Source organism: Chitinimonas sp. JJ19, from assembly GCF_036961565.1.
In the GTDB taxonomy this organism is placed as follows: domain Bacteria; phylum Pseudomonadota; class Gammaproteobacteria; order Burkholderiales; family Chitinimonadaceae; genus Chitinimonas.
In genome coordinates this window covers 17,550-31,875 of sequence record NZ_JBAMDD010000007.1, presented here as the reverse complement: position 1 = coordinate 31,875, position 14,326 = coordinate 17,550, and the positions used below count along the sequence as shown (strand labels likewise).

11 protein-coding genes and 2 tRNA genes are annotated in these 14,326 nt (G+C 64.6%); all 13 read right to left on the bottom strand.

Features of this window, described 5'->3' with window-relative positions; genetic code table 11:
• Positions 1-21: 21 nt before the first annotated feature.
• A tRNA-Gly gene (locus V7714_RS10290) sits at positions 22-97 on the bottom strand.
• Between the two features lie 30 nt (positions 98-127).
• A tRNA-Gly gene (locus V7714_RS10285) sits at positions 128-203 on the bottom strand.
• A gap of 178 nt (positions 204-381) precedes the next feature.
• On the bottom strand, positions 382-1,395 hold the full coding sequence (gene moaA, locus V7714_RS10280) for a GTP 3',8-cyclase MoaA (RefSeq protein ID WP_335709639.1): 1,014 nt from the start codon (positions 1,393-1,395) through the stop codon (positions 382-384).
• 127 nt (positions 1,396-1,522) lie between these two features.
• Positions 1,523-2,092 carry an NTP transferase domain-containing protein gene (locus V7714_RS10275; protein WP_335709638.1) on the bottom strand — a complete coding sequence of 190 codons (570 nt, stop codon included), beginning with the start codon at positions 2,090-2,092 and terminating at the stop codon, positions 1,523-1,525.
• Between the two features lie 136 nt (positions 2,093-2,228).
• A complete protein-coding gene (gene cobA, locus V7714_RS10270; protein WP_335709637.1) occupies positions 2,229-2,975 on the bottom strand; it encodes a uroporphyrinogen-III C-methyltransferase in 747 nt (248 codons plus the stop codon).
• Positions 2,976-2,995: 20 nt separating this feature from the next.
• Positions 2,996-5,713, bottom strand: a complete 2,718-nt coding sequence (locus tag V7714_RS10265; protein WP_335709636.1) for a nitrate reductase — start codon at positions 5,711-5,713, stop codon at positions 2,996-2,998.
• 4 nt (positions 5,714-5,717) lie between these two features.
• Complete coding sequence (locus V7714_RS10260) at positions 5,718-6,179, bottom strand: GNAT family N-acetyltransferase (RefSeq protein WP_335709635.1); 462 nt, start codon at positions 6,177-6,179, stop codon at positions 5,718-5,720.
• Positions 6,176-6,496, bottom strand: a complete 321-nt coding sequence (nirD, locus tag V7714_RS10255; RefSeq protein WP_335709634.1) for a nitrite reductase small subunit NirD — start codon at positions 6,494-6,496, stop codon at positions 6,176-6,178. Before nirD ends, V7714_RS10260 begins: the two co-directional genes overlap by 4 nt.
• 75 nt (positions 6,497-6,571) lie before the next feature.
• Positions 6,572-8,998, bottom strand: coding sequence for a nitrite reductase large subunit NirB (gene nirB, locus V7714_RS10250; protein ID WP_335709633.1), 2,427 nt, complete (start codon positions 8,996-8,998; stop codon positions 6,572-6,574).
• 3 nt (positions 8,999-9,001) lie between these two features.
• Complete coding sequence (locus tag V7714_RS10245; RefSeq protein ID WP_335709632.1) at positions 9,002-10,780, bottom strand: bifunctional protein-serine/threonine kinase/phosphatase; 1,779 nt, start codon at positions 10,778-10,780, stop codon at positions 9,002-9,004.
• Positions 10,781-10,784: 4 nt separating this feature from the next.
• Entirely contained in the window at positions 10,785-11,996 is a 1,212-nt protein-coding gene (locus tag V7714_RS10240; RefSeq protein WP_335709631.1) for a nitrate/nitrite transporter, read from the bottom strand.
• Between the two features lie 408 nt (positions 11,997-12,404).
• Positions 12,405-13,196, bottom strand: coding sequence for an ABC transporter ATP-binding protein (locus tag V7714_RS10235; protein WP_335709630.1), 792 nt, complete (start codon positions 13,194-13,196; stop codon positions 12,405-12,407).
• A gap of 234 nt (positions 13,197-13,430) precedes the next feature.
• Entirely contained in the window at positions 13,431-14,321 is an 891-nt protein-coding gene (gene ntrB, locus V7714_RS10230; protein WP_335709629.1) for a nitrate ABC transporter permease, read from the bottom strand.
• Between the last annotated feature and the right edge of the window lie 5 nt (positions 14,322-14,326).

Genomic DNA, 14,326 nt, shown 5'->3' with positions numbered 1-14,326 from the left:
GTATCGCAAGCATAAGTGCACTGGAGCGGGAGAAGAGTCTCGAACTCTCGACCTCAACCTTGGCAAGGTTGCGCTCTACCAACTGAGCTACTCCCGCTTTGCACTTACCACACACGCTTAAACAGTTTGGAGCGGGAGAAGAGTCTCGAACTCTCGACCTCAACCTTGGCAAGGTTGCGCTCTACCAACTGAGCTACTCCCGCTTTGTTTTTCGCGTTGTGTGTTGCGAAGGCCGCAATTATAGGGGGTGCCGTAACCATGTCAAGCGTTTTGGGTGCATTTTTGCCCTGTTTGGTGCGGTGCAATGCTAAGTGCTTGTTCCAGAAAGGGCTGCTTTTGGCCGGTGCTTCGTGGGGATTTCGTGCTGCTGCGCCTTATGTTTCAGCCACCGGTGGCGGACATGAAGCGGATGATCTTGTCGGGTTGCTCGCGGAACTCGTGGCGCTCGGGCTTGCGGCCGATGGCGCCCAGGATGGCGGCCTCCAGCCCGGCGTCGTCTATGCCGGCGCGCAGCAGGGGGCGCAGGGCCAGTTTGTCGTCCTGGCCCAGGCAGAGGTAGAGCGTGCCATCCACACTCAGCCGCACGCGGTTGCAGCTGGCGCAGAAGTGCTGCGAGATGGGGGTGATGGCACCCAGGGTGAAGCGGCCATCCTGGCTGCGCCAGTAGCGTGCGGGGCCGCCGCCCAGCTCGGTGGCACTGGCAGTCAGGCCCAGCCGTTGGGCCTGGTTGGCCACCACGTCTTGCAGATCGAGATACTGGGCGGTACGGCCGGTATCGCCCACCGGCATCAGTTCGATCAGGCGCAGGATAAAGCCGCGTTCCATGCAGTAGGCGACGATGGCGTCGATTTCGTCGTCGTTGACGCCGGCCTGCACCACCATATTGATCTTGACCGGGGCGAAGCCGGCAGCGGCAGCTGCGTCCAGCCCGGACAATACATCGGCCAGTACATCGCGGCCGGCGATGCTGGCCAGCCGCGCGCCCTGCAGGCTGTCGAGGCTGACATTGAGGCGCTTGATGCCCGCAGCCTTGAGTGCCAGGGCCTGCCTGGCCATCTGGGTGGCATTGGTGGAGAGCGAGAGGTCTTGCAGGCCGGGCAGGGCGCTCAGCTTGCCTGCCAGCGTGGGGAGATCGCGCCGCAGCAAGGGCTCGCCGCCGGTCAGCCTGACCCGCCGCACGCCGAGTCGGGTGAAGGCGCCCACCACCCGCTCGATTTCGTCAAAGGTCAGCCAGTGATCCGGCTCTTCAAAGCCCTTGAAGCCCTTGGGCAGGCAGTAGTTGCAACGCAGGTCGCAGCGGTCGGTCACGCTCAGGCGCAGGTAATCGATGCGGCGGCCGTAGCTGTCGATCAGTACCTTGTGTGCCGTGGCGGTGGGGGTGTCCGATGGGTTCATGCTGGCTTGGTCGGGCAGGAGTGCCGTCTATGACGTTAGTGTAGGCCGGCTTGGCACCGCTGTGCGAGCGTTGCTTCGAGCTGGTTCACGATTTTTCCACCCCGGCGAAAAAATCGTGAACCGGCGCTCAGGCTGGCACCGGGCAGAATGCGGCGCCATCGGCAAAAGCGACGGCAACACCACCGGGTTCGCGCAGCCATGCCACCAGTTCCAAGCGTGGGCCATCCAGCCGGCGGCGCAGTTGCGGTAGCACGCGGTGAGTCAGCAGGCACACGCCCGAGGGTTCGGCGCCATCGCAGACAGCATAGGCATAGGGGGCATCGCTGAGGGCCAGGGGGCGCCATAATTTGGCGGCGGCATCGGCTGGCAACTCGGGCAGGTCGCAGGGGATGACCAGCAGGCAATCGGCATCGCTGGCGGCGAGGGCAGCCTCAAGGGCGGCGAGGGGGCCGGGCCAGCCTTCGTAGTTGTCGGCCAGTGGCTCGAAGCCCAGGCCCTGGTAGACCTCGTGCTGACCATTGGTGCTGGCATAGAGGGTATCGGGCGGGCAGCTTTGCCGTGCCAGCCGCTCGCGGGCGTGCACCACCAGGGGTTTGCCACCATGCAGTTTCAGGCCTTTGTCGCCGTGGGGGCGCTGTGGGCTGGCGCAGAGGATAAGCGCATCGAGTTCGGGCTGCCAGGGTACCGATATGGTCATGATGAAGCCTCTGTTGCACTACGGTGGTGCGTCGGCGAGGCCGACGGGGTAGGTTATGGTGCAGAAATCAGCTGCTATTTATATTTTGGTGCACCGCACGATCATAGATCGCAATGACCGTGCCCGGTAGGACAAATCAGGCCGCCAGCATGCTTACAACAGTTTGCGGCAAGGCCAGGCCAGCCACCTCGCCGATCACCACGATGGCCGGGCTGGCCATGCCATGGCGGTGGGCATCGTCAGCCAGCCGCGCCAGCGTAGTGCTGAGGCGCTGCTCCTGCGGCAGGGTGGCGTGGGCGATGACGGCGGCAGGGGTATGGCCGGCCTTGCCGGCCTGCAGCAGGCCTTGCACCATGCTGTCGAGGTGGCGCATGCCCATATAGATCACCAAGGTGGTATCCAGCCTGGCGTAGCCGGCCCAATCGGGTTCGCCACCGTCCTGCGTGTGGCCGGTCAGCAGGGTGACGCCACGGCAGCAATCGCGATGGGTGAGCGGGATGCCGGCGGCCGTCGCAGCAGCCAGCCCGGCGGTGATGCCGTTGATGACCTCGTGGCTCACGCCTGCCTGGCGCAGGGCTTCGATCTCTTCGCCACCCCGGCCGAAGATAAAGGGGTCGCCGCCCTTGAGTCTGCCCACGATCTTGCCCTGGCGGGCATGGCGCAGCATCAGCCGGGTGATGAAGGCCTGCGGCGTGGAGACGCAGCCCCCCCGCTTGCCGACTTCAATCAGCCTGGCATCGGGACGGGCGTGGGCCAGCACTGCGCGGTTGACCAGGTCATCAACCAGCAGAATGTCGCACTCGCCCAGTACACGGGCGGCCTTGAGGGTAAGCAGTTCGGGATCGCCGGGGCCGGCGCCGATCAGGTAGACCTTGCCTTGCATGGTGTAACTCCTGGAGAGGGTCAAACGGTTGCCGCCATCGTCGCGGTGGCGACCATGCGCTTGAGTTCGGGCAGGCAGGAACCGCAACGGGTGCCGCAGGCCAGCTTGGCTTGCAGTCCTTTCAGATCGCAGCCTTGGTTCAGTGCGGCATCGATTTCATCGGCCGATACATTGAGGCAGTTGCAAATGACCTTGCCACGGCTGTGTTGGCCCTGGGGTGGGGCCGCCAGCGGGGCCAGCAGCCAGGGGCGTAGACTGGCGGCGTCGGCGCCTGCCGCGATCAGCTGCTTGAGCCAGTCGCGTGCGGCGGTCTCGCCGGTGAGCCGTATGCCGGTCAACCTGCCTAGTCGGATTTCGGCGTGCTTTTCCACGCCACGGCGGGGGTCGCGGTAGCTGAGTGTGGCCATGGGGTCGTCGAAGCCGAATACGGCATCAAGCCGGGCGATAAAATCGGCAGAGGGGGCGTTGCGGTGGGCCAGCTTCAGTATCACGGCTGGCTGCTCGTGGCCGAACAGGCCCAGGCTGCCGTAGTCGAAGCCCGCCAGCAGGTCGGCCGCGCGGTGCATCAGCTGCACCGCATCGTGGCTTTGCTTCATGGCGACCATCTGCCAAGGCAGCTCAACCCGTTCCAGCTTGATGGCGGCGTGTTTCAGCTCGGGCTGGCGCGATAGTGGGTCCAGCTTGGGCAGGGTAAGGGTGTTGCTGCCTTGGCCGGCCATAAAGCGGCCGGACCAGTGCATGGGCAGGAAGACCTCGCCCCGGCGCTGGCGAGTGCTGGCCTCTACCCTTATCAGCAGCGCTCCCCGCCGGCTGCTTACACGGGCCAGGTCGCCGCTGGCCAGTTTGGCCTGTGCTAGGTCGTCAGGGTGGGCCGTCAGCAGGGGTTCTTCCACCTGGTTGTATAGCTGGGCGACCGTGCCGGTGCGGCTCATGCCATGCCACTGGTCGCGCAGCCGCCCGGTGTTCAGGTGCAAGGGGTAGCGGGCATCGGTCTTTTCGGCCACCGGGTGGTAATCCACCGCCACAAAGCGCGCCCGGCCGTTCGTGGTGGGGAAGCGCCCATCGGCATAGAGCCGGGCCTGGCCAGCACGTGCGCCGGTGGGGTAGGGCCATTGCTGCGGGCCTTGGCTATCGAGCAGGGCATAACTCAGGCCACTGATGTCGAGATCGCGGCCGGCCGTGCTGCGCTTGTGCTCGTCGAACACGGCTTCTGGCGTGGCATAGGGGAAGAGCGATGCTGCGGAGCGGGGCGGCAACAGCGCTTCCAGCCGGCGGGCAAAGTCTGCTGCCATCTGCCAATCATGCCTGGCCTCGCCCGGCGCGGGTACGGCAGCGTGCAGCCGGGTGATGCGGCGCTCGGAGTTGGTGACCGTGCCGGCTTTCTCGGCCCAGCTTGAGGCCGGCAGCAGCAGGTCGGCGTAGGCTGTGGTGTCGGTATGGGCGTAGGCTTCCTGCACCACCACGAACTCGGCCTGCTGCAGGGCGCGGGCTACCTGGGCGGTGTCGGGCAGGGAGTGCGCCGGATTGGTGCAGGCTATCCATACGGCTTTGATCTGGCCCGCTTCCAGGGCCTCAAACATGTCGACTGCCGTTTTGCCGGGTTGGCTGGGTACGTCGGGCACTTGCCACAGCGCGGCGACTTCGGCGCGGTGTGCGGGATTGGCCAGATCGCGATGGCCGCTGAGCAGGTTGGCCATGCCGCCTACTTCACGCCCGCCCATGGCATTGGGCTGGCCGGTCAGGCTGAAGGGGCCGCAGCCGGGCTTGCCCAGCTTGCCGGTGGCCAGGTGCAGATGGATCAGGGCGGCATTCTTGTCGGTGCCCCGTGCCGATTGATTGAGCCCCATGCACCAGAGCGACAAGGCCCTGGGCGCGCGGCCAAACCATTCGGCGGCCTGCAGGATCTGCTCGGGCTTGATACCGCAGATATCGGCAGCGAAGCGTGGGGTGTATTCGCGGATATGGCGCTTGAGTTCGGTAAAGCCTTCGGTGTGGGCGGCGATATAGGCTTCGTCTATCAATCCCTCCCAGACCAGCACATTGAGCATGGCGTGGAACAGCGCGACATCGGTGCCGGGGAGGATGGGCAGGTGCAGATCGGCCAGTTCGGCGCTGTCGGTACGCCTGGGGTCGGTGACGATGAGCTTCATGTCAGGCCGGGCGGCCTTGGCGTCCTCGATGCGGCGGAACAGCACGGGGTGGGCATAGGCCGGGTTGGCGCCGGCGATGAACAGGCAGTCTGCCAAGGCCAGGTCTTCGTAACTGCAAGGCGGGGCGTCGGCCCCCAGGGTGGCCTTGTAGCCGGCGACGGTGCTGGACATGCACAGGCGTGAATTGGTATCGATATTGTTGGTACCGATCAGGCCCTTGGCCAGCTTGTTGAAGACGTAGTAGTCCTCGGTCAGCAACTGGCCGGAGATATAGAATGCCACGGCATCGGGGCCGTGCTCGGCAATGATGGCGGCAAAGCGCTGGGCTGCGTGGTCCAGTGCCGTATCCCAATCCACCCTTTGCCTGCTGGTGCTACGCTGCTGCCGCAGCTCGGGGTAGAGCACCCGGCCGGTGCGCATATCGGTCAGGTGCAGGGTGGCGCCCTTGGTGCAAAGCCGGCCCAGGTTGGCTGGGTGCTCGGGGTCGCCTTCCACCCGCAGTACCTGCTGGCCGTCGGTATGTATCAGTACGCCGCAACCGGTTCCGCAGTAGCAGCAGGTGGATTTGACGATATGGGGCTGGACCATGGCCTTACTCCAGGGGTTTTTCCATGAACAGGCTGAGCGGGTCGGCGGCGTAGCTGCCAAAGGGTGTGCGCTCGGCAAAGCCGCAGGTGCGATACAGCGCGATGGCCTCGGCCTGGTGGATGCCAGTCTCCAGCCGTGCCAGCACCTTGCCGGTCTCACGGGCTGTCGCTTCCAGCGCGGCCAGCAGGGCGCGGGCGATGCCCTGGCCACGATGCTGCGGGTCGACATACATGCGCTTGAGTTCGACATAGCCGGCGTGGGCCACGATGGCGCCGCAAGCCACGGCCTTGTCGCCCAACCAGCCCAGGTAGAAGCTCACGCCTGGCTGCTCCAGAGCGGCCACATCCAGCAGATGGTTGGACGGGCCGGGGTAGAGGCTGGCCAGATAGTCGTCCAGCGCGCTGATCAAGCGGCGTGCCTCGGGCAGGCTGGGCGAGGCAGGTGCCAGTCGCAGCCCTGTGCTCATGCTGCGGCCTCGGTGTTCAGCAGCACGGCATTGCCTTCCAGCCTGACCGCATAGCGGCGGGCGCAACCCTCGTCAGGCGCTGCGGCGGTGCCGCAGTCGAGGCCTATCTGCCAGCCATGCAGCGGGCAGGCCACGGTCTTGCCATAGACGATGCCCTGCGACAGCGGGCCACCCTTGTGCGGGCAGCGGTCTTCCAGGGCAAAGACTTCGTCATCGGCATTCCGGAATACTGCGATATCGCCCTGCGGGTGCTGAATCACGCGGGCGCCCAGTGGCGGGATTTCGGTCAGCAGGCAGACTATTTTCCAGTGGGACATGGGATTGTTCCTTGTGAGGTTGGCTGGGTTTGCCGTGGTGCGGCAGAGCCCGCTGCCACGGCAAACCGGTGGGGTTCAGGCCGGCAGGGCTTCGAACTCGTGCTTCTGCTCGCCCTGGATGCGCTCGGCCCAGGGATCCTGCTCAAAGCTCAGGGCGTACTTGAGCCGGGCATACAAGGCCTTGCGGTTGTCGGCATCTGCCACCACGCGCTGCCTGGTGTGCTCCAGGCCCACGCGGTGCAGGTAGTGCACCGTGCGTTCCAGGTAGAAGGCCTCCTCGCGGTACAACTGCAGGAAGGCGCCGCTGTATTCCAGTACCTCGGCATGGCTGGCGACCTTGGCGAAGAATTGAGCCACCTCGGTCTTGATGCCGCCGTTGCCGCCCACATACAGCTCCCAACCCGAATCCACGCCTATCACGCCGACATCCTTGATGCCGGATTCAGCACAGTTGCGGGGGCAGCCGCTGACGGCCAGCTTGACCTTGTGGGGGCTCCACATACCGAACAGGTCGTGCTCCAGGTCTATGCCCATCTGGGTGGAATCCTGCGTGCCGAAGCGGCAGAACTCGCTGCCCACGCAGGTTTTGACGGTGCGCAGGCTCTTGCCGTAGGCATGGCCCGAGGGCATGTCCAGGTCGCGCCAGACATTGACCAGGTCTTCTTTCTTCACCCCCAGCAGATCGATACGCTGGCCGCCGGTAACCTTGACCAGCGGGATGCGGTACTTGTCGGTGACGTCGGCAATGCGGCGCAGCTCGCTGGCATTGGTGACCCCGCCCCACATCCGGGGCACGACCGAATAGGTGCCGTCCTTCTGGATATTGGCGTGCGCCCGCTCGTTGATGAAACGGCTTTGCGGATCGTCGCGGGCTTCGCCGGGCCAGGTGGCGATCAGGTAGTAGTTGAGTGCTGGCCGGCAGGTGGCGCAGCCATTGGGTGTACGCCACTCCAGGAACTGCATAGTCTGTGGGATGCTGACCAGATGGTGCTCGCGGATGGCATCGCGCACTTCCTGGTGGTTGCGGTCGGTACAGCCGCATACCGTCTTGGTCTTGGGGGTGGCATCGAAGCTGGAACCCAGTACGTTCATCAGTATCTGCTCGCACAGGCCGGCGCAGGATCCGCACGAGCCACTGGCCTTGGTGTGCTTCTTGACCTCGTCCAGGGTGGTGAGGCCTTTCTCGCGTATGGCTTTGACGATGGTGATCTTCCTGACCCCATTGCAGCCACAGACTTCGGCTTCGTCGGCCATGGCGGCCGCCTTGTTCTCGCCGGCATGGCCGGTGTCGCCGAGATTGTTCTCGCCCCACATCAGGTGGTCGCGTATCTCGCCTATGGGCTGTTCATCCTTCAGTAGCCGGAAGTACCAGGCGCCATCGGCGGTGTCGCCATACAGGCAAGCGCCGACCAGCTTGTCGCCCTTGAGTACCAGCTTTTTGTAGACGCCGCCTACCGGGTCGGACAGCGTGATTTCCTCGTGCCCGTCGCCACCCATGAAGTCACCGGCCGAGAACAGGTCGATACCGGTGACCTTGAGCTTGGTCGACAGCACCGAACCTACATAGCGGCCATAGCCCCAGCCCGCCAGATGGTTGGCGCAGACGCGCGCCTGCTCGTATAGCGGCGCCACCAGGCCATAGGCGATGCCACGGTGGTTGACGCATTCGCCGACGGCGTAGATGCGTGGGTCGAAGGTCTGCAGGGTGTCGTTCACCACGATGCCCCGGTTGCAGTACAGGCCGCAGGATTCGGCCAGTTCGGTATTGGGGCGTATGCCGACGGCCATGACCACCAAATCGGCTGCCAGTTCGGTGCCATCCTTGAGCTGCACGGCGCTTACCCGGCCCGATTCGCCTGCCAGCAATGCAGCCGTCTGGGCTTGCAGCGCAAAGCGCAGGCCGCGCTGCTCCAGCGATTGCTGCAGCAGCTGTCCGGCCACCTTGTCGAGCTGGCGCTCCAGCAGCCATTCGCCCAGGTGCACCACGGTGACGCTCATGCCTTGCAGCATCAGGCCATTGGCCGCTTCCAGCCCCAGCAGGCCACCGCCTATCACGACGGCATGGCGGTATTGCCGGGCGGCCGCCAGCATCTGCTCGGTGTCGTGGATGTCACGGTAGCTGATCACGCCGGGTAAATCCTTGCCCGGCACGGGCAGGATAAAGGGCTTGGAGCCGGTGGCCATCAGTAGCCGGTCGTACTCGGCCTCGGTGCCGTCGGCGGCATAGACCACCCGTTTCTTGCGGTCTATCTTCACCACCTTCTTGCCCAGATGCAGGGTTATGCCTTGTTCGGCATACCATTCTAGTGGGTTGAGTATGATGTCCTGCACGGTCTGCTCGCCGGCCAGCACGGGCGATAGCAGGATGCGGTTGTAGTTGGGGTGCGGCTCTTCGCCAAAGACCGTGATGTCGTAACGGCTGGGGGTGAGTGCCAGCAGCTCTTCCAGGGTCCGTACACCGGCCATGCCATTGCCGATCATGACGAGTTTTAGCTTTTGCATGGTTTAGCTCCGTGGTGTTGCCATAGGGGATGAGGGGATAGGGGCGGCAGTTGCACCGGCGGCCTGTTGGCGCATGCCGGGGGCGGAGTCGGGCGTGCCGACCAGCAGGACAAACAACAGCAGCAGATTGAAGCCCAGCGAGCACAGCGCCAGTGCCATCCAGAGCCGGCCGGGTGAGCGGCTGGCCAGCGGGCTACGCCGTGCCACGCGCAAGGGGCGGGCTTCGCCCAGTTCCAGTGCCAGCCTCAGCTCTTCTGCCGTCTCGAAGCGGTGTGCCGGTTCGCGCGCCACCAGCTTGAGCAGCACGCTCTCCAGCCATAGCGGCAGATCAGGCCGGTAGCGGCTAGGCGGGACAGGGTCACCAAAGCTGGGTGTCTGGAACGGCTCGATCTCGCCATAGGGGTAGCGGCGTGTGAGGGCGTAGTACAAGGTGACGCCTGCGGCGTAGAGATCGCTGGCCGGGCTGGCGGTGTGGCCGCTGTACTGCTCGGGGGCGATATAGCTGGGTGTGCCCGGTGTGGCACTGTCGGTCGGGGTGATGCCGGGGCATTGCGCCACGCCCAGGTCCAGCAGGCGCAAGCGGCCTTCTTGATCCAGGTGCAGGTTGTCGGGCTTGATATCGCGATGGACGATATCCAGCCGGTGCAATGCCCCCAAGGCACGGCTCAGGGCCAGGCCCAGCCGCACGGCATCCTGTGGGCTGAGGGGTTCGTTGCGGGCCAACCGGGCCGCCAGGGTTTCGCCGGGATACCAGCGCATGGCCAGGATCAGCCAGGGGCTGTCGGTGGTGTCGATGACTTCGGGCAGGTGTTGGCTGGCGGCACGCCTGAGCAACCAGCCCTCCGTCAGCAGGCCCTGGGCCAGTTCGTTATCCTTGCCGGCCAGCTCGGTCAGGGTCTTGATGACCACCCTTTGCCCGCGTTCATCTCGGGCGCGGTACACCAGGCTGGCGCGGCTCTCGGCCAGCAATTGCTCTATCTGGAAGCCGGCGATGAACTGGTCCGGCCGCAGGCGTGGCGGGATGGGCAGCGTGGCGGCCTGGGCCAGTTCGTCCAGCAGTTGGCCTTGCGGCAGGGCCTGGACCCGCACCACGACGGCCGTTACATTGTCCTGGCTACCGGCCGCCAGGGCGGCAGCCAGCAGCGCGTCGGCGGCGCGCTGGGGTTCATGGTGCAGTTCCAGCAGGCGGTGCAGGGCGACATCGCCCAAGGCTTCCCATACGCCGTCGCACACCAGGGCAAACAGGTCGCCGGCCTGCAGTTCGCCCTCGCAAAAATCCACCATCACATGTTGATCGAGACCCACGGCGCGCTTGAGCACATGCTGGTAGCCAGGCTGCTGCCAGGTATGGTCTGCACTCAGTTGCACCAAGCCATCGGCATTCAAGCGGTAGGCACGGCAATCACCGACATGGGCCAGGGTATAGCGGCGACCGCGCAGTACCAGCGCCGTCAGGGTGGTGGCCAGCGGCTGGCTTAGTTTGTCGCGCTGGGCCTGGCCGTTCAACCACAGGTTTTGTGCGGTGATGATGCGGTCCATGGCATGGGCAGGTTCCCAGGTGTCGGGCGTGGCGTAGTAGTCGGCAGCCAGGCCGCGCACGGTGGCCTGTGCAGCCAGCTTGCCATCGGCCGAATGGCTGATGCCGTCGGCTATCGCCAGCAGCCAGCCCTTGGTGGCAACCATGTCGGCTGGCGGTTCCACCGCTGCAAGGGCATCCTCGTTGCGCGGTTTTTTGCCGGCCAGGCTGGCAGTGCCGATGGCAAGATCAAGCAAGGCGTGCATGGGGTCAGACCTTGGCGCCAGCGATATGGGCGGCACCCCAGGTGGTGCGCCAACGCTGTTTGACCGACAGCAGGCCCACCCAGGCAAACAGGGCCAGCGCAGCAAACAGGCTCAGGCCCAGCGAATAGCTGCCAGTCAACTGCTTGGAGTACCCCAGGCCCGTTGCCAGCAGAAAGCCACCTATGCCGCCAGCCATGCCCACCAGGCCGGTCATCACGCCTATCTCCTTGCGGAAGCGCTGCGGCACCAGCTGGAACACGGCACCGTTGCCCATGCCCAGCCACAGCATGCCGGCCACCAGCGCCATCAACGCCATCCAGGCATGTGGCAGATCGCGAGACACCAGGTAGAGGCAGGCTGCGGCCAGGGTATACATCACCAGCAGCGAACGGATACCGCCCACCTTGTCTGCGACCGTACCGCCTATGGGGCGCATCAGCGAGCCGGCGAACACGCACATGGCGGTATAGAAACCCGCCTGCACCGGCTCCAGCCCGTATTGGTCGTTGAAGTAGACGGTGAGCGAGGAGGCCAGGCCAGAGAAGCCGCCGAATGTGACGCAATAGAAGAACATGAACCACCAGGCATCACGGTCGCGTAGTACGCCCAGATATTCGGACAGCTTCTTGGCGGGTGGGCAGTTGGGGCTGTCCTTGGCCATGGCGAGATACAGCACGAATACCAGCAGCAGGGGAATCAGCACCAGCCCAAACACGGCATTCCAGCCAAAGGCCTTGGCCAGGCTGGGGGCAAACAGGGCGGCGATGGCCGTACCCGAGTTGCCGGCGCCGGCTATGCCCATGGCCGTACCCTGGTAGTGCGGTGGATACCAGCGCGATGCCAGCGGTAGCGCCACTGCGAAGGAAGCGCCTGCCACGCCCAGGAACACCCCCAGCACCATGACCTGTGAAAAGCTGTGCACGCCGGCCAGCCAGGCCACCAGCAGGGCAGCCATCACGATCACCTGGCCCAAGGCGCCAGCCAGGCGAGGCTTGAGGTGATCGACCAGCACGCCCATCAGCAGCCGCAGCAAGGCGCCCGCCAGCAATGGCGTCGCCACCATCAGGCCCTTCTGCGAGGGGCTGAGGCCCAGATCGCGGGCGATATAGACCGCCAGTGGCCCCAACAGCACCCAGACCATGAAGCTGAGATCGAAATACAGGAAGGCCGATACCAGTGTGGGCGTATGGCCTGCTTTCCAGAAACCTTTGTCCATTTGCTACTCCCCTGTGCCCGAACGCTACGCGGGCCTAGAACGCAAAAAAGGCGTCCTCGCTGCCGTATCGGTCTTGCATGACCGATAGGGTGCGGGGACGCCTTTGTCCGAAATCTGTAGGTTCGACCTTGAACCGTTGTCTGCCTCTGGGGCCTTGGGGGCTCCGTCCACCGCTGCGCCGTTGCAACGATGGGTGCTGCTTATTACAGGCAGATCGCTATCAGCAAATGCCGTGCCATTGCCTTGTTTTTATATTAATCAATGGCTTGGGTTGTTTTTTGATTGGAGTGGCCGGAGCGGCGCATGAATTTTGTGCGGTGCGGCAAGCGGTATGCACTATGCAGGTGCGCGGGGGCGTTGGGCCGTGCTTGTCGGCTTGGCCCGTGGCCTGCCCAGCAATGCAGGCGACTATGCGGCCTGCCGTATCTCTCGCCGGTACAGAAAATCCATCACGACATTGCGGGCAGCGTGATAAGCCGGGTCGCTGGCCAGCGCCAGGCGTTCGCGCGGGCGGGGCAGGTCTATGGCGAGTATTTCGCCCACGGTGGCAGCGGGGCCATTGGTCATCATCACGATGCGGTCGGACAGCAGGACGGCTTCGTCCACATCATGCGTCACCATCAGGGTGGTGGTGCGGGTCTGGGCGACGATGCGCAACAGTTCGTCCTGCAGGTGGGCGCGGGTGAGGGCATCGAGGGCGCCGAAGGGCTCGTCCAACAGCAACACTTTGGGCTGCATGGCCAATGCCCGAGCGATGCCTACGCGCTGCTTCATGCCGCCGGATATCTCGTGTGGGCGTTTGTGGGTGGCATGGGTAAGGCCGACCATGGCCAGCGCGTCGTGGGTGCGCTGCTTGAGTGTGCTGCGGTTCTCCCTGCCGCCAAATACCCGCTCCACCGCCAGGTAGACGTTGCCGTAGCAGCTCAGCCAGGGCAGCAGCGAATGGTTCTGGAACACCACGCCGCGATCAGGGCCTGGGCCGGCGATTTCGCGGTTATGGCACAGTAGCACCCCGGCCGAGGGCTGCAGCAGGCCAGCGACCAGATTGAGGACGGTGGATTTGCCGCAGCCTGAATGGCCTATCAGCGCAAGGAACTCTCCTTCGCGTATATCCAGATTGACATTGCGCAGGGCCACAAAGCGCCCCTGGCGGGTATCGAAAGCCATGCTGACATCTTGCAGTTGTACGAATTTGTCCATGTGTGGCTCCTGATTCTGGGTGGAAGGTCTGTCGGGCACTTAACAGGCCGTTGAAAAACTGCGGCCCATTCAGTTGATGAGGCGCGCCAGCGAGTGCGGGGGATACAACTAGGTGAGCGCCCACGGGTTAGCCGCACCAAACAGGCCCACAGGGTTGGGGAGCGCCAACCGGCCGTCCCGGTGACGCGGCCAGCGCTCCCGCCCAGTCTTGCTCCATGCCTGCTTCTTGTTGTCTTAGTACTCGAATCGCCGTGCGAGCAGCACCAGGGCCTGCTCCAGCAGCAAGCCGACGATGCCGACCACGAAGATGGCAATCAGGATGTGGGCGACATTGAGGTTGTTCCATTCATCCCATACCCAAAAGCCCAGGCCGACGCCGCCTGTCAGCATTTCGGCGGCGACGATGACCAGCCAGGCCACGCCTATGGCCAGGCGTATGCCGGTAATCATGTGTGGCAGTACGGCCGGGAAAAGGATGCGGGTGAATACCTTTGACTCAGGCAGCTTGAGCACGCGGGCGACATTGAGGTAGTCCTGCGGTATCTGAGCTACGCCTGCTGCTGTGTTGAGCACCATGGGCCAGATGCTGGAGATAAAGATGACCCAGATGGAGGCCGGCCCGGCGGCCTTGAACACCAGCAGGCCTATGGGTAGCCAAGCCAGCGGTGAGACTGGCCTGAGCAGGCTGATGATGGGGGCTGCCATGCGGCCGATAAAGGCAAAGCGACCAATGATGAAGCCGGCGGGTATCCCCACCAGTGCGGCAAGGCCGAAGCCGATGCCGACGCGGGCCAGCGAATGCAGGATGTTCCAGCCTATGCCTTGATCGTTGGGGCCGTTGTCGTAGAAGGGGTCGGCGAACAGCTCTGCTGCGGCTGCCCAGGTAGTGGCTGGGCCAGGCAGGCTGGCGTTGTGCAGTGACAGCAGCTGCCATCCCAGCATGAACAGCGCCAGCCCCAGCAGGGGTGGCAGGCCATGGAAGGCCAGCCAGTGCAGGCTGCGATTGAAACGGCTGGGGCCGGGGGGGAGGCCGTCCAGGGTTTGCAGCCGTGGCGCCGCTGGCCGGCGTGGCTTGCGCCTGGGTGGGTCTTCGGCAAGGGGGGTGGTCAGTGCTTGGGTCGGCATGCTGG